The organism is Microvirga sp. 17 mud 1-3 (assembly GCF_003151255.1).
Taxonomy (GTDB): Bacteria; Pseudomonadota; Alphaproteobacteria; order Rhizobiales; family Beijerinckiaceae; genus Microvirga.
In genome coordinates this window covers 3,093,817-3,111,166 of the sequence record NZ_CP029481.1, presented here as the reverse complement: position 1 = coordinate 3,111,166, position 17,350 = coordinate 3,093,817, and the positions used below count along the sequence as shown (strand labels likewise).

Below are 17,350 nucleotides of genomic sequence, written 5' to 3'. Positions count from 1 at the left end.
GCGCAAAATGATCATTCAGACCTCCGCAGCACCGGCTGCGGCGACAATGCAAGATGACGAGGTTCTCGAGGCGCGTAACGTCTCGGTCAGCTTTCCTATCCGCGGCCAGGGCATCTGGCCTTTGAACAGGCAGCGCGAGATACCGGCCGTCCGTGCCGTGCAAAGCGTCAATCTTTCGGTGCGCCGTGGAGAGATGGTCGGCATCGCCGGAGAATCGGGGTGCGGGAAGAGCACGCTTGCGCGCGCATTCGTGCGGCTCCAGCCGGCGACCGGCGGGAGCGTAACCTTAAGCGGCACTCCAATCGACAATCTGCCCGCGCTCGAATTGCGCGAACAGGTGCAGATGGTCTTCCAGGATCCGTACAACTCCCTGAATCCGCGCCGGACCGCCGGCAGCATCATCATGGAGTCGCTGGTCGTCCACAATCGCGGCACCTCGGCCGAACGGCGCAGGCTGGCGGTTCAGATGCTCGAGCGGGTAGGGCTGACGGAGGCTCATTTCGACCGTTACCCGCACGAATTCTCCGGTGGGCAGCGGCAGCGGATCGCCATTGCGCGAGCGCTGATTCTGGATCCGAAGTTCCTCGTCCTGGATGAGCCGACCTCCGCTCTGGACGTTTCGGTGCAGGCTAAGATCATCGCGTTGATCGAAGATCTTCGCCGTCACCTGCGGCTTGGTTGCCTCTTCATCTCGCACGATCTGAACCTGATCGGATATCTCGTCGACCGTCTTGCGGTGATGTACCTGGGGCGTATCGTAGAGACCGGCCCGGTCGAGCGCATCTTCGCCAATCCGCTTCATCCTTACACGGCGGCCCTCATGGCGGCCACGCCGAAGCCTGTCGCCGGTGCGCAGACAGACCGTGCTCCACTTGAGGGTGAGATCCCTTCGAACGTCCGGGTTCCGAAAGGGTGTCCGTTCCATACCCGTTGCACCAAACGCATAGGAGCGATTTGCGATACGGTCCTGCCTGCACCACGAATGGTCGACGACCGGGAAGTGCGCTGCCATCTCTACAATGAGGCGCCGATCGCCCCTGCACCGAACGGAGCCTTAGCATGAAGCGCGTCTTTTCTACGGTCCTATCGAGGCTGTTGAACAGTCTCGTGGTTCTTCTGCTTCTGTCGATCCTCGTCTTCGCCTTCATGCGGGCGATCCCGGGGGATCCGGTCATTACCATGATGGGCGGAGAGAGCATCTCGCAGGAAGCCGTTGACCGGCTGCGCGAAGAGATGGGCCTCAACCGGCCCTATTACGTCCAATATCTCTCCTGGCTGGGCAACGTGTTCCATGGAGATCTGGGACAAAGCCTGCAGAGCCGCGATCCGGTCCTGCCGATCCTGCTCGACCGGCTGAAGGCCACGGCGGAACTCGCCATTCTTGCGACGCTGCTCGGCTCGATCTTCGGAGTTATTGCCGGCACGATCGCGGCGATCCGGAAAGGAAGCTGGTTCGACTCTGCGACCATGTTCCTGACCCTCTCGGGCATCTCGCTGCCCGTGTTCTGGTTCGGAATGATCCTCATCGTCGTCTTCTCGGTCTATTTCAATATCTTCCCGACCGGCGGCATGCTCTCCTACAGTACTGTTCTGACGCGGGTGACCGGATTCAGTCTCCTGGACAGCATCCTGACGCTGAACGGAAAGGCCTTCGTCGATGTGCTCTCGCACATGGTCCTCCCGGCCGTCACGCTGGCAACGGCGCCGGCAGCACTGATCGCGCGGACGACCCGGGCGAGCGTGCTGGAGGTCATCAACGAAGACTATGTGAATGCAGGCCTCGCGCGAGGACTCAGCTTCCCCATGGTCGTTGCCAGGCACGTGATGCGCAACGCCCTGATCCCCGTGGTCACCATCATCGGGCTTGAGATCGGCGTCTATCTCGGCGGGTCCATCGTGACCGAAACGCTGTTCTCCTGGCCGGGGCTCGGCCGCCACATGATGCAGGCCATCATGGCAAACGACTATCCGGTCGTTCAGGGAGCAATCATCATCTACGCGATCATCATCGTCTTCGTGAACCTGATCGTCGACATTTCCTATGGCTTCATTGATCCGAGGGTGCGGCAATGACACATCAGACCATTGACGCCGTGCCGGTCCCGAGCGCAGGCGGGAAGACGTTCACGACCCGGCTGCGTATTGCCTTCTCGCGCCTGGCTGAACGCAAGAGCGCCATGTTCGGGCTGGCCTTTCTCATCCTGCTGGCCCTGATTGCGATCTTTGCGCCTCTGATTGCGCCCTATGAGGCCGATGAGTTCACCAGCGGTGTGCTGGTGGGGCCGAGCTGGGAGCATCCTTTCGGCATCGACCAGATCGGCCGTGACGTGTTCTCACGGGTGATCCTGGGCAGCCGCATCTCGTTGAGCGTAGGCTTCCTTGCGGTCAGCATCTCGCTCGTCTTCGGCGTAACGCTGGGTATTCTGGCGGGCTACTATCGGGGCTGGCTCGACAATGCCTTCATGCGGTTGATGGATGTCGTAATGGCCATGCCTTACGTGCTGCTGGCCGTCCTCATCGCCGCCGTGCTGGGACCGTCCCTGCAGAACGGCATCATTGCAATCGGCATCGTCCGCATTCCGCGCTTCGCCCGTGTGGCCCGCGCTGCAACCATCGCGACCGCGAGGCTGCAATATGTGGAGGCGGCTCGCTGTATCGGAGCGACGGACCGGCGGATCATCCTGCGGGAAATCCTGCCGAACATCCTCGGCCCACTGGTGGTCTATTCCACGCTCTCATTGGGTGAGGCCATTCTGGCCGCGGCCGTCCTGAGCTTCCTTGGACTCGGGGCGCAGCCGCCGACACCGGAGTGGGGCGCCATGCTGCAGGAAGCTCAGCGCTATCTGACGACGGCCCCCTTCCTGTCGATCTTCCCCGGCCTCTTCGTCTTCATGACCGTGCTGTCCTTCAACCTGCTCGGAGATGGCCTGCGCGACATTCTCGATCCGAAGTCTCGTGGCTGACCGTCTCAAAGGAGAAGAGAAGGATGAATTTCGAGAACAAGACTGTGGCGCTCACGGGCGCCGCATCCGGCTTCGGCCGCGCTATTGCCGAAGGTTTCTCCCGCATGGGCGCCCGGGTCTGGGGCTGCGACATCCAGCCCGAGGGGCTCAAACAGATTTCCGCGCTTCCCGGTTTGACGACGGCCATCGTCGATCTGTCCGACCGCAAGGCGGCGGCAGCTTGGATCGCTGAGGTCGAGGCGCAGTCCGGTGGACCGATCGACGTTCTGGTGAACAACGCCGGCGGATCGCTCGGCACGCCGTTTCAGCCCATTGATGAAGTCGAGGACGAGTCGTGGGACCGCCTCTTCAACGTCAACATCCATGCCTCCTTCGTGACGAGCCGCGCGGCCGCGGCAGGAATGAAGCGCAACGGCCGGGGAGCGATCATCAACATCAGCTCGGGCGCAGGTTTGAAGCCCTCGCTCACCGGAGTTCAGGGCTACTGCGCATCCAAGCATGCGCTGGTCGGCCTGACCCGGCAGCTTGCCGTCGAGCTCGGCCCGCATGGCATCAGGGTGAATTCGGTTGCGCCGGGCCTGGTGCTGACCGACGAGGCCAAGGTGCGCCGCTGGGAGGGATACACTCCGGAGAAGCGCCAGGCCAAGCTCGCCCAAACCGCGTTGCGCCGCCTGGGCGAGGCTGAAGACATCGCCAATGGCGTCTTCTGGCTGTCCTCCGATCTGTCGAAATATGTCACGGGGCAGGTGCTGTCGATCGACGGCGGTTCGCTCTGAGCGTGAAGATCACTTGCAGGAGGTTCTGAATGAGCGACGATACAGCCGCCTTGGCCCGATACATGCCCGAGAAGATGCTGGAAGGGATCCGATCCTGGGTCGAGATCGAAAGCCCCTCGTTGAACGCCGATCTGGTGAACCGGATGGCCGATAAGGTCGAGGCCGATGCAAGCGCTGCCGGTGCCCGGGTCGAGCGAATTCCGGGCCGCGATGGCTGTGGAGACCATGTCTTCGTGCAATCCCCTTGGGGAGAGGAAGACGAGAAGGGGATCCTCATTCTGAGCCACTACGATACGGTCCATGCGGAGGGGACATTGACCAGTGTCCTGCCGTTCCGGGTCGAAGGCGATCTCGCTTATGGGCCCGGCATTTCCGACATGAAAGGGGGAGCGTACCTGGCTTTTGCGGCCTTGCGGGAGCTGATTGCCCGAGGCAACCGCACGCCCTTGCCGATCCGCCATCTTTATGTCTCGGACGAAGAGATCGGCAGTCTCACATCGCGGGCGCGGATCGAGGAGGAGGCCAAGCGCGCCAAATATGTCCTCGTGACTGAGCCAGCGCGTGACGGCGGTCGTTGCGTGACGGCTCGCAAGGGAACGGCGCGGTTCGACATCACGATTCACGGACGTGCTGCTCATGCCGGCTCCCGGCATGTCCATGGGCGCAGTGCGATCAAGGAAATGGCGCGCCAGATCCTCGATCTGGAAAATATGACCGACTACGAGAGCGGTCTGACCGTGAATGTCGGCGTCGTCAGCGGAGGCACCCGGCCTAACGTCGTTGCCTATGAGTGTAAGGCAGAGGTCGATATGCGCGTGCCGAACCCGGCCGTGGCCGAGGCGGCGGTCGCCAAAGTGCTGAACCTCAAGCCGTACGATCCTGATTGCACCATCACCGTCACGGGCGGGCTCAACCGGCCACCTTATGAAAAGCTTGCCGGCATCGCGGACCTGTTCGAGACCGCACGGGGGCTTGCTGCGACGTACGGATTCCAGCTCGATGATGTGCAGACTGGCGGTTGCAGCGACGGCAATTTCACGGCCAGCTATGCGCCGACCTTGGACGGTCTTGGCGTCGACGGGCAGGGCAGCAGCCACAGCCACAGCGAACGTCTGGTCGTCTCGACCATTCCCCACAGGGCATTGCTGCTCGAGCGGCTGATGCAGACGCTCTCCTGATCATTCACTCGGTTCGGCGGTCATACGGCGAACCGGGTTCGACCACCCCATCAGGCATCCAAGCACCGCAAAGGCCGCGACGGTGAGGAAGCCGGGGCGGAAGGCGGCCAGCATTTCACCGCGGATCTGCAGCGCCTCGCTGGCGGGCAGCTCCATCGCACCACGCAGGGCCATCCCGAAGGCTTCGGCCGCGCGCCCGTCCCCTGCTTGTAGCGAAATGAAGATGACGGCGCCGACAAGCGAGGTGCCCAGGGAGGCGCCGAGCGTGCGCGAGAACTGGACAGCGGACGCCGCCACGCCGAGGTTCTCCGGTCCAGCGACGTACTGCACCGTCACCTGCAGAACCCCCATGACCGTGCCGATGCACAGGGAGATCGCGAAATAGAACATCGGCAGTTGCCATGTGTTCAAGGTCGGCGAACGCCAGGCGAAGACCAGCAGGAGCGCTGCCAGGACGGTCACGCCGATCGAAGGGAACACCATCGTGCGCCCGGTCCGGCTGACCAGATGACCGGTGATCATCGACGAGACGCCGACGCCCATCGTTAACGTGAGAAGCAGGAAGCCGACCATGTTGGCATTGAGACCACGCGCAGCGATGAGATAGAGCGGTGTGATGGCGACGAGGGAGACATAGGTCGCCCCATGGCAGGCCGCGAAACAGGCGCTGCGCCAGATCGCTGGATGCGACAGGACGGGCAGGGGAAAAAGCGGGCTTGCGGCCCGCTTTTCGCGTCTTGCAAGCAGGGTCAAGGTAGCGACGGCGCCGCAGACCAGGAGCAGCATGAGGAACGGGGAGCCGCCCCGCGCTATTCCCTCAAGTTGCTGAACGGCGAGCAGGAGAAGAACCACCGTTGCGGCGAAGAAGATCAGGCCTGGAGCATCGAAATTGGCAACCGAACCACGGCTCGGCACCTTCGGCAGTCGTAATGTGAGCACCAGCGCGATCAGGGCCAGCGGGATCGTCAGTGCCAAGGCGATGCGCCAACCGAACTGTTGCGTCAGAAGGCCTCCGAGCATCGGTCCCGCAACGGTCGCCGTGGCATTGACGGCCGCCAGATAGCCTTGATAGCTGCCGCGCTTTCGCAGCGGGACCATTTGACCGATCAGGGCTTGGCTCAGGCTCATGAGCCCCCCGCCGCCGAGCCCCTGAATGGCGCGTCCGAAAATGATGACATGGACGTTCGTGGCCGTGATGACGATCGACGCTCCCAGGATGACGAATGTCAGCGCGATCAGCATCATCTGCCGCCGTCCGATCAAGTCGCCGAAGCGGCCATAGACTGGTGCGGCCAGGCTGTTCATCATCAGGAACGCGACGACGATCCAGGTGATCAGCGTTACCTGTCCGAGATCCGCCGCGATGGCCGGCAAGGCGGTCGCGACCAGCGTCTGGTCCGAAATCGCGATGAACATCGGCAGCATGATTGATGGGAAGACCCGCAGGAACAGCCGGCGCGACTCATCCGGTTTCGATGCCAGGTCTGATGTCATGGGTTTTTCCGTTGAACAGGCGCGGTTGAAGGGTGGGGAGGGCCGCCGCTTCGGCTCTTTGCATACAAATGTACATTGACGTATCCAAATAACAATGACAAGTTTTTGCAGATTTTGATCTTAGTAGTGGGCTGGTCGCGATGATCCATGAGTATGTCTTTCTGAGCGTCCCTGCCCGACATCATGCCGAAGCGTCCGAGAGGCTGGCGGAGTACATCGCGAAAGGTGCCGCAGGGGGCCGCATGCTCGGTTGCTGGGCGACTGAGGTCGGAACGCTGAACCGGATCGTGCTGATGCGCGGCTACGTGACGGACATGGAGTTCATGGCCGAGCGGCGGCAACTAGCTATGGCGACCGACCCGTTCTTTTGCGAAAGCCTGATGACCGGCTACAGCGCCGAGGCCTATCTGCCCTTTTCCTGGATTGACCCGGTGCCGGCGGGGCGCTTTGGTCCCTGCTACGAGTTGCGGACTTACGATCTTCGCGTTGGGACGCTGCCGGTTCTGATGGAAGCCTGGAAGCGTAAGCTGCCGGCCCGAGCCGAGATGTCGCCGGTCCTTGCCGCCGGAACTGCGCTCGACGGACCCCCACGTTTCACCCACCTCTGGCCCTATTCAAGTTTCGACGAACGGCTGCGGATTCGCTCCGAGGCGGTCAAGGCGGGCATTTGGCCGCCAAACGCCTTCCCGGGATCGCTGCCGCCGCCGATGCAGGCAATGATCTGCCTGCCGCTGCCGTGCTCGCCGCTGCAATAGGAGATCAGGAATGAGCGATCCGATCCTCATCTGGGGCGCCGGAGCCATTGGCGGCACCATCGGCGCCTTCCTGGCGCGCGCAGGACACGAGGTCCATTTCGCCGATCTGGTCGAAGATCACGTGCGTGCCATCGAGCGGCGCGGATTGGAGATCGACGGTCCTGTGGATGCCTTTTCGGTGCGCTGCCGGGCGATGCTGCCCGGCGAGGTGAAGGGCCGTTATGGCCGCATCTTCCTGGCCGTAAAGGCTCAGCACACGGCGACGGCGCTGGATGGGCTGATGCCGCATCTCGCCGACGACGGCTACGTTCTGTCCTGCCAGAACGGCATGAACGAGCCGCAGATTGCGGCAGTCGCGGGCGACAGGCGGACAATGGGCGCTTTCGTGAATTTTGGCTCCGACTGGCAGGAGCCGGGCCGCATCACCTTCGGCGGGCGCGGTGCCGTTGTCGTCGGAGAACTCGATGGTGCGCTCACGCCTCGCGTGGTCGATCTTCATGCCACGCTGAAGGATTTCGAGCCGGATGCGATCCTGACCGACAACATCTATGGCTATCTCTGGAGCAAGCTTGCCTGGGCGACGGTGCTGAAGGCCGAAGGGATCACGCAAGAAACCATCGTCGGCTTCCTCTCCGAGCCGCGCCTGCGACCGTTGATCCGCTGGCTCATCCGCTCGGTTCTGGCAATTGCCGTCGCGGAGCGTGTGCGGCCGATGCCGTTCCAATCATTCGACCCGGCGGCTTTCCTGACGGGTCGGGATGCGGACGCCGATGCCTGCATCGAGGCGATCATCGCGAGCCGGAAGGGTTCGACCAAGCTCTACAGCGGGGTCTGGCGCGACATCATGGTCCGCCGCCGCCCGACCGAGGTGCCCTACCAGCTCGGGCCCGTGGTCGAGATTGGTCGTCGTCACGGCCTGCCTGTGGCGACGATCGCTGCCCTCATCGAGCGAGTGCAGGCGGTCGAAGCCGGCGCTCCGGCCGAGGGTATCGACCAGGCTCTTGTTCTCGCCGAAATTGCCGCCCGAGAGATGGAGCATGCCACGGCCCGGTAAGGTTCCGAGTGCGGGTAAGGCCAGTGCCGGGCCTTCCGTTCAGCCCGGTGCCTGAGCCGTTTCGCTTTGCGCATAGCGGCGCGCAATGACGGCGCCCACAAGAATCTGGATCTGATTGTAGAACATGATCGGCAGCACGATCATGCCGAAGCCCGGCGCCACTCCGAACAGCACCTTCGCGAGCGGCAGGCCGGATGCGAGGCTCTTTTTCGACCCGCAGAAGACGGCCGCAATCTCGTCCTGCCGGGAGAAGCCGAGCCGGCGGGCCGCAAAGGCCGTGATGGCCAGAACGATTCCCAGAAGAACAAGGCAGAGTGCCGCCGCGAGGGCTACACTGCTCGGCGGGAGATGGGACCAGAGCCCATCTACCACCGATTGGGAGAACGCCGCATAGACGATCAGCAGGATGATGCCCTGGTCGAGCAGGTTGATCCGATGCTCGTAGCGGGCCATGAGGCCGGCGAGCCAGGGCCGGGCCAAATGGCCTGCCATGAACGGGACCAGGAGCTGCACGATCACATCCGCCAGGGCCTGGGTGAGGTCGAACCCACCCTCGACGGAAGTCCGCGTCAGTAGCGAGAGGAGCAGGGGCGTCAGCAGCAGGCCGAAGACATTGGAGGCCGCCGAGCTACAGATGGCCGCCGGCACGTTGCCTCTGGCCATGGCCGTGAACGCGATGGAGGATGACACGGCCGAGGGCAGCGCCGAGAGATAGAGAAAGCCCAGGAGCAGATCCGGCGGAATCCATTGCGGCGGCAGCGCCCCAAAGGGCATCGTCACCAGGGGAAACACCACGAACGTAATGGCGAAGATGAGCAGGTGCAGCCGCCATTGCACGAGCCCGTTTAGCACCACCTCCCGTGGCAGGGCGGCGCCATGGACGAAGAACAGCAGCGCAATGCCGAGGATGCCGAGATGGCCGAGGATCTCGGCAGCGGAGCCCTGTGCCGGCAGGATGCTGGCAAGGGCCACGGCTGCCATGATTAGCAGGAGAAACGGGTCGATCTTGCGCATCGTCGCATGTCCGCTCGGGTGGTCCGGGCGCCATCGGGCGATCGGATCGGGTGTTAGGGTGGCGCCGGGAGTGCCCGGCCTGGACCAGGGCGTCCGCTTCGGCCGCTCAGCCTGTCGTAACAGCCCCGGACCTGCTACATAAAGGAAATTCGAATTGGTCTGAAAATTGGTCTGGAGTGCGATGCCCGGAACACGCGTGACGACAGGCGATGCGGTCCAGTGGCTGCGCACCTATCTGGAACGGCAGGCCTATGGTCCGCAGGACCGGCTGGAGCCGGAACGGGTCCTGGCCGCCCAGCTCGGCTGCAGCCGCGCAACCCTGCGGGCTGCGCTCGACATTCTCGAAAAGGAGGGGCTGATCTGGCGCCATGTGGGGCAGGGGACCTTCATGGGCCCGCGCCCCGCCACGGAGCCGATCCGCCCCTCGGTTCTGGCCGAGCTCGCCTCTCCGGCGGACGTGCTCGAGGCCCGGCTCCTGATCGAACCGCCCATCGCCGGGCTCGCAGCCTTGCACGCGACTCCCCAGGATGTGGCGCTGCTGCGCGACTATGCGCTCAGGAGCAGCACGGCGCCCGACTGGCAGGCTTACGAACAGGCGGACGATGCCTTTCACAAAGGGATCGCCCGGATCTCCGGCAACCCTCTGCTGATCGCCTTTCTCGATGTCCTGTCGTCGGTGCGCGGTCGCGCCCGGTGGCAGCGCCAGCACGACAGGGCCTTCCGCCAGGCGCGCAAGCGGGAATATGCGGCGCAGCAGGGCCGCATGCACGGCGCCATCGTGGACGCCATTGCGGAGCACAACGCCGATGCGGCGCAACGCGTGATGGCGGACCATCTCAGGGCTATCCAGGCGATCATGGGGACGCACGCGCCGGCATCGGGCCGCGAGGCAAATTTCTGGCCGGAAGCCCCCTGAGGAGAAGACCCTCTAAGGCACCGGAGCCGTAGCTCCTGCTCGTTGGTTCAACGGAATGGCAAGGACCTTGTCGATCCGGCGCCCGTCCAGGTCGACCACCTCGAAGCGCCAGCCGAAAGCGTCCACATGCTCGCCCACCGCGGGCAGATGCTGGATCTCGCTGATCACGAGGCCACCGACCGTGTGATAGCTGCGGTTCTCAGGCAGGGGGAGAACCAGGACTTCGGCCATCTCGTCCACCGGCATGGAGCCGGACAGCAGCCAGGAGCCATCGTCGCGACGCACCGCATCCGGCTCGGGCGCCTCTCCGTCCGACCGGAAGGCGCCGACGATGGCCTCCAAGGCGTCGGCGGGGGTCACGACCCCTTCGAAATGGCCGTATTCGTCATGGACCAGGGCCATGGGCACGGCGGAATCACGCAGGACCGTCAGGGCATCGAGGGCGTCGAGAGTGTCCGGGATCACGGGAGCGGTCTTCACGTGCTTGCGCAGGTCGAGTTCCTCTCCGGCCAGGATTGCGGCCAGGAGTTCCCGCGCCTCGACGACGCCGATCATGTTGTCCGAGTTGCCCTCGCTCACGGGCAGGCGTGAATGGGGCGTGGTCATGAGAAGCTCGCGGATCGCCTCCGGCCCGTCCTCAAGGTCGATCCAGTCCACGTCGGTGCGGGGCGTCATGAGGGCGCGGGCCAGCCTGTCCCCGAGACGGAGCACGCCGCCGATCATCCGGCGCTCCTCCTCCTCGATCACGCCGGCGCTCTCGGCCTCGCCCACGAGCATCTTGATCTCTTCTTCGGTGACGGTGCTCTCGCCTTCCGCGCTCGACCCGAACAGGCCGAAAATCAGGCGGGTCGAGGCGTTGAGAAGCCAGACCGCAGGGGCGGCGACCTTCGAGACGAGCAGCATCAGGGGAGCGACCAGGCAGGCGATGTTCTCCGGGTTCCGGAGCGCCAGCTGCTTGGGGACGAGCTCGCCCACCACGATGGAGAAATAGGTGATCAGGCCGATGACGATGCCGTAGCCCAGGGGTTCGGCTGCCCCTTGTGGGACACCGTTGGCGGCCAGGATCTCGGTGAGCCGGCCGCCGAGCGCGGCGCCCGAGAAGGCACCGGCCAGGATGCCCACCAGGGTGATGCCGATCTGGACCGTGGAGAGGAAGCGCCCTGAATCCTCCATGAGGGTCAGGGCCGTTGCGGCGCCGCGGCGGCCCTGATCGGCGAAAGCCTTGAGGCGAGCCCGGCGGGCGGAAACGATAGCCAGTTCGGAAAGCGCGAAGACGCCGTTAAGGGCGATGAGGACGAAAGCGATGACCAGTTCGAGCAACGACGTCAGAAGCCGCCGACCGGCTCGGGCCGCGCGTCTCCCCCTTCTGTGAAAGCTGGTCCCTAACATGGGGCCTCGGGGGAGGGCCGTCAATCGACCCGGGGACGGGTCCCGGTGCGGCCCCCTGCTTTATTGACAGGATCGCATTTCCTCTTCAGAGGTGGACGAGCCGATGATCCCCGCGGGAGAGACCGGGCCCTCAAAGCCCGGCGCCGAAGGCGCAACCGCCCCGGAAACGCTCAGGCCAAAGGACCGCGCGGGAGCTGGCACTCTGGAAAGTGGCGACGCTTGTCAAGCATCGCCCACCGACGGGCGTAACCTTGCCGCGCAGGCGGGGGAAATCTCTCAGGTCTCGGGACAGAGGGGGCGCTGAAGCGGGCCGGCGAAGGCCCGATGAAACGCGCGCCTTTTGAGGGATTCCCATGGCTGAGCCTGCCCGTGCCGACGAGCCGCTCCTGAAAACCCCGCTCCATGCCGAGCATGTGGCGCTTGGCGCCCGCATGGTGCCCTTTGCTGGCTACGACATGCCGGTCCAGTACCCCACCGGCATCCTGACCGAGCACACCTGGACCCGCGAGCATGCGGGGTTGTTCGATGTGTCCCATATGGGCCAGGCCGCCCTGGTCGGGCCCGACCACGAGACCACGGCCCGCGCCCTTGAGGCCCTGGTGCCGGCCGATATCGTCAACCTCAAGCCCGGCCAGCAGCGCTATTCGCAGCTGCTCTCGGAGGAGGGCGGCATCCTCGACGATCTCATGGTTACCCGCCCGGCCGATCCGGCCGCGGACGGCCGGCTCCTGCTCGTGGTCAACGCCTCCATGAAGGGGGCGGATTACGCCCATATGGAAGCGCGCCTCCCGGCCAACGTGAAGCTCGTCCGTTTCGAGGACCGCGCGCTTCTCGCCATCCAGGGGCCGAAGGCGGCCGAGGTGATGGCGCGCCTGGCGCCCGACACTGCGGACATGACCTTCATGGCCGTCCGGCCGACGAAGCTCGCAGGCCTCGACGTCCACCTGTCGCGCTCGGGCTATACGGGCGAGGACGGCTACGAGATTTCTGTGGCCGACAAGGATGCGGTCGCTCTCTGGCGGGCGCTCCTGGCGGATCCCGAGGTGAAGCCCATCGGCCTCGGCGCCCGCGATTCCCTGCGCCTCGAGGCGGGCCTGTGCCTCTATGGTCACGACATCGACACCAACACCTCGCCCATCGAGGCCGGCCTGACCTGGTCGATCCAGAAGCGCCGCCGCGAGGAGGGGGGCTTTCCGGGCGCCGCGCGCATCCAGCGCGAGATCAAGGAAGGCCCGGCCCGCGTCCGCGTCGGCCTGAAGCCCGAGGGGCGGGCGCCTGCCCGCGAGGGCACGCTCATCACCACGCCCGACGGCCGCGAAGTCGGCATCGTCACGTCCGGCGGCTTCGGGCCCACCGTCAATGGCCCGGTGGCCATGGGCTATGTCTCACGGGACGTTTCGGCCGTCGGAACGGACCTCCATCTCATGGTGCGCGGCAAGCCGCTTCCGGCCAAGGTCGCGGCCATGCCGTTCACACCGCACCGCTACAAGCGCTGACATTCCAAGGGGGATCACCAATGACCACGCGCTATACCAAGGACCACGAATATATCCGCGTCGAGGGCGACGCCGGCACCATCGGCATCTCGGACTATGCACAGAGCCAGCTCGGCGATGTGGTGTTCGTGGAGCTGCCCAGCGTCGGCAAGTCCCTCGCCAAGGGCGATGAAGCCGCCGTCGTCGAGAGCGTGAAGGCCGCGAGCGAAGTCTACGCGCCGGTTTCCGGCGAGGTGCTCGAGGTCAATTCCGGCCTCGAGGAGAACCCCGGCACGGTCAACGAGGACCCGGCCGGCCGCGGCTGGTTCCTGAAGATCCGCCTCACGAACCCCGGTGAGCTCGACGGGCTGCTGACCGAAGAGCAGTACCAGGAATTCGTGAAGTCCATCTCTTAAATCCCACAAAGGCCTGGACCATGGCGCACGAATACACCGCAAAGGTTTCCTGGAACCGCGACGGGGCGGTCTTCAGCGACAACCGCTACAGCCGCGGTCATCGCTGGACCTTCGACGGCGGGATCACGGTCCAGGCCTCCTCGGCGCCCGCATCGGTGCCGCTGCCCTATTCGCTGGAGAATGCGGTCGATCCCGAGGAGGCGCTGGTGGCGTCGATCTCGAGCTGCCACATGCTCACCTTCCTCTACGTCGCAGCCAAGAAGCGCTTCGTCGTCGATTCCTACGAGGACGATGCGCGCGGCGTCATGTCCAAGAACGAAAAAGGCAAGCTCTACGTCTCCCAGGTGACCCTCGATCCGAAGATCGTCTTCTCCGGAGACAAGGTGCCGACGCCGGAGCAGCTCGCCGAAATGCACCACCTCGCTCACCAGGAATGCTACATCGCCAATTCCGTCCTCGCGGACGTGGTGGTGGCCGGCATCCCGTCGCATTAACGCATAGGGTTTTCGTCTGATGCGCTACCTCCCCCTTTCCGATACCGACCGCGGCGAGATGCTCGCGCGCATCGGCGTCAAAACCGTCGACGATCTCTTCGCCGACATCCCGAAGGACAAGCTTCTCCAGGGCCTCATCGACCTGCCTCGCCGCAAGGGCGAGATGGAGGTGGAGCGGATCCTGTCTCGCATGTCCGCCCGGAACGTTCCGGCCTCGTCGGTTCCGTTCTTCGTCGGCGCCGGAGCCTATAAGCACCACGTGCCGGCGACCGTCGATCACCTGATCCAGCGCTCCGAGTTCCTGACGAGCTACACGCCCTACCAGCCGGAAATCGCGCAGGGCACCCTGCAATACCTGTTCGAGTTCCAGACGCAGGTTGCGGCCCTGACCGGCATGGAGGTGGCCAACGCCTCCATGTATGACGGCTCCACCGGAACCGGCGAGGCGGTGCTCATGGCGCATCGCGTCACCAAGCGCCGCAAGGCCGTGCTCTCGGGCGGCCTGCATCCGCATTACATCGACGTGGTCAAGACGCTCTCCGACATGGCGAGCGACGAGGTCGTGACGCTCACGCCCGACGTCTCGGCCACGGAGGACCTGCTCTCCCAGATCGACGACAGCGTCTCCTGCGTGGTCGTCCAATCGCCGGACGTGTTCGGCAACGTGCGCGACCTGAAGCCGATCGCCGAGAAGGCGCATCAGCACGGCGCGCTGCTGATTGCGGTGTTCACGGAAGTCGTGTCTCTCGGGCTTCTGCAATCGCCAGGCAGCCAGGGCGCCGACATCGTGGTGGGCGAGGGCCAGTCCATCGGCAATGCCCTGAATTTCGGCGGGCCTTATGTGGGCCTCTTCGCCGCGAAGTCGAAATATATCCGTCAGATGCCGGGCCGTCTCTGCGGCGAGACCGTGGATGCGGACGGCAATCGCGGTTTCGTGCTGACGCTCTCGACCCGCGAGCAGCATATCCGCCGCGACAAGGCGACCTCGAACATCTGCACCAATTCGGGGCTGTGCACGCTCGCCTTCACGATCCACATGACGTTGCTCGGCGAAGCGGGCCTGACGCGGCTCGCCCGCATCAACCACGCCAATGCCGTGAAGCTCGCCGATCTGCTTTCGGGCGTGAAGGGCGTCGAGGTCCTCAACAGGACCTTCTTCAACGAGTTCACCCTGAAGCTCGCGAAGCCCGCCGCGGAGGTCGTGGAGCGCCTAGCCGAGAAGGGCGTGCTCGGCGGCGTGCCGGTCTCGCGGCTTCTGCCGGGCGCGGGTCTCGACGATCTGCTGCTCGTCGCCTCCACCGAAGTGAACACCGATGATGACCGCGCGGCCTTCGTGGCCGCCTTGAAGGAGGTTCTGTGATGTTGAACCGCCAGGGACGTCCCTCTTCGGCCGGCACGGCCGGCACCAACGAGCACCCGACCTTCACGGGCAACAAGGCGCTCGCCCAGATCGAACCGCTGATCTTCGAGATCGGTCACACCGAGACGACCGGCGTCGATTTCGATGAGCCGGAGGCCTTTACGCCCCGCCTCGGCGGGATGGAACGCAAGGACGCCATCGGCCTTCCGGGTCTCTCCGAGCCAGAGGCCATGCGCCATTACGTGCGCCTGTCCCAGATGAATTACGGCATCGACACGGGCCTGTTCCCGCTCGGCTCCTGCACCATGAAGCACAATGCGCGCCTCAACGAGCGCATGGCGCGCCTGCCGGGCTTCTCAGACGTGCATCCGCTCCAGCCGGCCTCGACCGTGCAGGGCGCGCTGGAGCTGATGAGCGAGCTTGCCCGCTACCTCGTGACGCTCACCAACATGACCACCGTCGCCCTGTCGCCGAAAGCCGGCGCTCATGGCGAACTCTGCGGCATGATGGCGATCAAGGCGGCCATCGAGGCGCGCGGCGAGGGCAAGACCCGCAACGTGGTGCTGGTGCCCGATTCGGCCCATGGCACGAACCCGGCGACCGCCGCGCTGATCGGCTTCGTCGTGAAGCCGGTGCCGGCCCGTGACGACGGCTGGGTGCATGTGGAGGACGTGAAGAAGCTCCTCGGGCCCGACGTCGCCGCGATCATGCTGACGAACCCGAACACCTGCGGCCTCTTCGAGAATCAAGTGTCGGAGATCGCCAAGGCGATCCACGATGCAGGCGCGTATTTCTACTGCGACGGCGCGAACTTCAACGCCATCGTCGGCAAGGCGCGTCCGGGCGATCTCGGCGTCGACGCCATGCACATCAACCTGCACAAGACCTTCTCGACGCCCCATGGCGGCGGCGGCCCGGGCTCCGGTCCGGTGGTGCTCTCCGCACGGCTTGCGCCCTACGCGCCGGTGCCGTTCGTGACCGTGAAGGACGGCGAGCTCACTCTGGTGGAGCACGAGGAGGATGCGGCCGAGACGCCGTTCGGCCGCATGACGGCCTTCCACGGCCAGATGGGCATGTATGTGCGCGCGCTCTCCTACATGCTCTCGCACGGCTCCGACGGCATGCGTCAGGCCTCCGAGGATGCGGTGCTCAACGCCAACTACATCCGCGCCTCGCTCTCCGACCTTTTCTCGCAGCCCTTCGGCGACAAGCCCTGCATGCACGAGGTCCTGTTCGACGATACCTGGCTGAAGGACACAGGCGTGACCACTCTCGACTTCGCCAAGGCGATGATCGACGAGGGTTATCACCCGATGACCATGTACTTCCCGCTGGTGGTGCATGGCGCGATGCTGATCGAGCCGACTGAGTCCGAATCGAAGGCGTCCCTCGACCTCTTCATCGCGACCCTGCGCGACCTCGCCATGGCGGCAACGACCGGCAACGACAAGGGCCGCTTCACGGGCGCTCCCTACCACGCCCCGCGCCGCCGCCTGGACGAGACCCGCGCGGCCCGCAGCCCCGTGCTCAAGTGGACGCCGCCGGCGTCAGTCGCGGAAGCGGCGGAGTAGAGCCGCAGACACTCGTAAGACCATCGAACGGCCGGGCATGTCCCGGCCGTTTGCATTTTAGGAAATGTCCGGAGCGGGGCGGAGCGCGACCTGTTTCCCTCCCCCTTGTGGGGAGGGATTAAGGGTGGGGGTGCCGGCGCTGAACTCAATCCAGCTTGGCGCTCACACCCCCACCTCCAGCTCCTCCCCACCGCAAGTCGGGTGTTCCCGACTTGCGTCTTGAGGGAGCGGATCTCGGGAACACCCGAGATCCGTGGGGGAGGAGAGCAGGTTGTCGCTTCCCACGGCCTGCCCGGGGGCCGTGGACAGAGAGCAGCGCAGCGCTCCCCGCGTCATTCCGGGGCAGCGCGGAGCGCTGGGCCCGGAACCCATAAACGCTAAGCTTTACGAGAATGCCACAGCGGGAAAAGCTGCGCTCAATTCTGAAGCGCTGGTGTTTATGGGTTCCGGGCTCCGCTACGCGGCCCCGGAATGACGGTAGAGCTTCGCCTGCCT

At 64.8% G+C, this 17,350-nt stretch carries 16 protein-coding genes and 1 riboswitch; of the genes, 13 read left to right on the top strand and 3 right to left on the bottom strand.

Annotated elements, in window-relative coordinates:
* Window positions 1-193 precede the first annotated feature (193 nt).
* Genes C4E04_RS14700 through C4E04_RS14680 form a run of 5 tightly spaced genes read left to right on the top strand, consistent with a single transcriptional unit; the run spans window position 194 to window position 4,917 of the window.
* Window positions 194-1,063 carry an oligopeptide/dipeptide ABC transporter ATP-binding protein gene (locus C4E04_RS14700; RefSeq protein ID WP_162559413.1) on the top strand — a complete coding sequence of 290 codons (870 nt, stop codon included), beginning with the start codon at window positions 194-196 and terminating at the stop codon, window positions 1,061-1,063.
* Window positions 1,060-2,073: an ABC transporter permease gene (locus C4E04_RS14695; protein ID WP_109598456.1), complete on the top strand. Its 1,014-nt coding sequence runs from the start codon at window positions 1,060-1,062 to the stop codon at window positions 2,071-2,073. Before C4E04_RS14700 ends, C4E04_RS14695 begins: the two co-directional genes overlap by 4 nt.
* Window positions 2,070-2,963: an ABC transporter permease gene (locus C4E04_RS14690; protein ID WP_109598454.1), complete on the top strand. Its 894-nt coding sequence runs from the start codon at window positions 2,070-2,072 to the stop codon at window positions 2,961-2,963. The genes C4E04_RS14695 and C4E04_RS14690 overlap by 4 nt, the downstream gene beginning before the upstream one ends.
* A 23-nt stretch (window positions 2,964-2,986) precedes the next feature.
* Window positions 2,987-3,739, top strand: coding sequence for an SDR family NAD(P)-dependent oxidoreductase (locus C4E04_RS14685; protein ID WP_109598452.1), 753 nt, complete (start codon window positions 2,987-2,989; stop codon window positions 3,737-3,739).
* 29 nt (window positions 3,740-3,768) lie between these two features.
* Complete coding sequence (locus C4E04_RS14680) at window positions 3,769-4,917, top strand: M20 family metallopeptidase (RefSeq protein ID WP_210204577.1); 1,149 nt, start codon at window positions 3,769-3,771, stop codon at window positions 4,915-4,917.
* Here the strand turns inward: C4E04_RS14680 and C4E04_RS14675 are convergent, their stop codons facing one another.
* A complete protein-coding gene (locus C4E04_RS14675) occupies window positions 4,918-6,411 on the bottom strand; it encodes an MFS transporter (RefSeq protein WP_109598450.1) in 1,494 nt (497 codons plus the stop codon). It abuts the gene before it with no gap.
* A 140-nt stretch (window positions 6,412-6,551) separates the two neighbouring features.
* Between C4E04_RS14675 and C4E04_RS14670 the strand changes: the two genes are divergently transcribed.
* Window positions 6,552-7,166 (top strand): NIPSNAP family protein, encoded by a 615-nt coding sequence (locus tag C4E04_RS14670; protein WP_109598448.1) that lies wholly within the window; start codon window positions 6,552-6,554, stop codon window positions 7,164-7,166.
* A 10-nt stretch (window positions 7,167-7,176) separates the two neighbouring features.
* A complete protein-coding gene (locus C4E04_RS14665) occupies window positions 7,177-8,220 on the top strand; it encodes a ketopantoate reductase family protein (protein WP_109598446.1) in 1,044 nt (347 codons plus the stop codon).
* Between the two features lie 39 nt (window positions 8,221-8,259).
* On the opposite strand, the gene C4E04_RS14660 is transcribed toward C4E04_RS14665, so the two are convergent.
* On the bottom strand, window positions 8,260-9,234 hold the full coding sequence (locus tag C4E04_RS14660; protein WP_109598444.1) for a bile acid:sodium symporter family protein: 975 nt from the start codon (window positions 9,232-9,234) through the stop codon (window positions 8,260-8,262).
* A gap of 181 nt (window positions 9,235-9,415) precedes the next feature.
* On the opposite strand from C4E04_RS14660, the gene C4E04_RS14655 reads away from it, so the two are divergent.
* Window positions 9,416-10,150 (top strand): FadR/GntR family transcriptional regulator, encoded by a 735-nt coding sequence (locus tag C4E04_RS14655; protein WP_109598442.1) that lies wholly within the window; start codon window positions 9,416-9,418, stop codon window positions 10,148-10,150.
* A 12-nt stretch (window positions 10,151-10,162) separates the two neighbouring features.
* Here C4E04_RS14655 and C4E04_RS14650 read toward each other — a convergent pair whose 3' ends face one another.
* On the bottom strand, window positions 10,163-11,470 hold the full coding sequence (locus C4E04_RS14650; protein ID WP_162559412.1) for a hemolysin family protein: 1,308 nt from the start codon (window positions 11,468-11,470) through the stop codon (window positions 10,163-10,165).
* A gap of 172 nt (window positions 11,471-11,642) precedes the next feature.
* Window positions 11,643-11,735, top strand: a riboswitch (glycine riboswitch).
* Between the two features lie 157 nt (window positions 11,736-11,892).
* On the opposite strand from C4E04_RS14650, the gene gcvT reads away from it, so the two are divergent.
* From gcvT to gcvPB, 5 genes are read left to right on the top strand one after another with little or no spacing between them, the layout of a single operon-like run.
* Window positions 11,893-13,035 carry a glycine cleavage system aminomethyltransferase GcvT gene (gene gcvT, locus C4E04_RS14645; protein WP_109598438.1) on the top strand — a complete coding sequence of 381 codons (1,143 nt, stop codon included), beginning with the start codon at window positions 11,893-11,895 and terminating at the stop codon, window positions 13,033-13,035.
* Window positions 13,036-13,055: 20 nt separating this feature from the next.
* The gene (gene gcvH, locus C4E04_RS14640; RefSeq protein ID WP_109598436.1) at window positions 13,056-13,430 is read left to right on the top strand and encodes a glycine cleavage system protein GcvH; all 375 of its coding nucleotides are present in this window, start codon (window positions 13,056-13,058) and stop codon (window positions 13,428-13,430) included.
* A gap of 20 nt (window positions 13,431-13,450) precedes the next feature.
* On the top strand, window positions 13,451-13,924 hold the full coding sequence (locus tag C4E04_RS14635; protein WP_109598434.1) for an OsmC family protein: 474 nt from the start codon (window positions 13,451-13,453) through the stop codon (window positions 13,922-13,924).
* 19 nt (window positions 13,925-13,943) lie between these two features.
* Window positions 13,944-15,284 (top strand): aminomethyl-transferring glycine dehydrogenase subunit GcvPA, encoded by a 1,341-nt coding sequence (gene gcvPA, locus C4E04_RS14630; RefSeq protein ID WP_109598432.1) that lies wholly within the window; start codon window positions 13,944-13,946, stop codon window positions 15,282-15,284.
* Window positions 15,284-16,855 (top strand): aminomethyl-transferring glycine dehydrogenase subunit GcvPB, encoded by a 1,572-nt coding sequence (gene gcvPB / locus C4E04_RS14625; protein WP_174219276.1) that lies wholly within the window; start codon window positions 15,284-15,286, stop codon window positions 16,853-16,855. The genes gcvPA and gcvPB overlap by 1 nt, the downstream gene beginning before the upstream one ends.
* The last annotated feature ends 495 nt before the right edge of the window (window positions 16,856-17,350 follow it).

Bases quoted from the DNA above. Each gene is read 5' to 3' on its own strand.
- C4E04_RS14700 (WP_162559413.1), top strand. From the start codon at position 194: ATGGTCGGCATCGCCGGAGAATCGGGGTGCGGGAAGAGCACGCTTGCG.
- C4E04_RS14695 (WP_109598456.1), top strand. From the start codon at position 1,060: ATGAAGCGCGTCTTTTCTACGGTCCTATCGAGGCTGTTGAACAGTCTC.
- C4E04_RS14690 (WP_109598454.1), top strand. From the start codon at position 2,070: ATGACACATCAGACCATTGACGCCGTGCCGGTCCCGAGCGCAGGCGGG.
- C4E04_RS14685 (WP_109598452.1), top strand. From the start codon at position 2,987: ATGAATTTCGAGAACAAGACTGTGGCGCTCACGGGCGCCGCATCCGGC.
- C4E04_RS14680 (WP_210204577.1), top strand. From the start codon at position 3,769: ATGAGCGACGATACAGCCGCCTTGGCCCGATACATGCCCGAGAAGATG.
- C4E04_RS14675 (WP_109598450.1), bottom strand. From the start codon at position 6,411: ATGACATCAGACCTGGCATCGAAACCGGATGAGTCGCGCCGGCTGTTC.
- C4E04_RS14670 (WP_109598448.1), top strand. From the start codon at position 6,552: ATGATCCATGAGTATGTCTTTCTGAGCGTCCCTGCCCGACATCATGCC.
- C4E04_RS14665 (WP_109598446.1), top strand. From the start codon at position 7,177: ATGAGCGATCCGATCCTCATCTGGGGCGCCGGAGCCATTGGCGGCACC.
- C4E04_RS14660 (WP_109598444.1), bottom strand. From the start codon at position 9,234: ATGCGCAAGATCGACCCGTTTCTCCTGCTAATCATGGCAGCCGTGGCC.
- C4E04_RS14655 (WP_109598442.1), top strand. From the start codon at position 9,416: ATGCCCGGAACACGCGTGACGACAGGCGATGCGGTCCAGTGGCTGCGC.
- gcvT (WP_109598438.1), top strand. From the start codon at position 11,893: ATGGCTGAGCCTGCCCGTGCCGACGAGCCGCTCCTGAAAACCCCGCTC.
- gcvH (WP_109598436.1), top strand. From the start codon at position 13,056: ATGACCACGCGCTATACCAAGGACCACGAATATATCCGCGTCGAGGGC.
- C4E04_RS14635 (WP_109598434.1), top strand. From the start codon at position 13,451: ATGGCGCACGAATACACCGCAAAGGTTTCCTGGAACCGCGACGGGGCG.
- gcvPA (WP_109598432.1), top strand. From the start codon at position 13,944: ATGCGCTACCTCCCCCTTTCCGATACCGACCGCGGCGAGATGCTCGCG.
- gcvPB (WP_174219276.1), top strand. From the start codon at position 15,284: ATGTTGAACCGCCAGGGACGTCCCTCTTCGGCCGGCACGGCCGGCACC.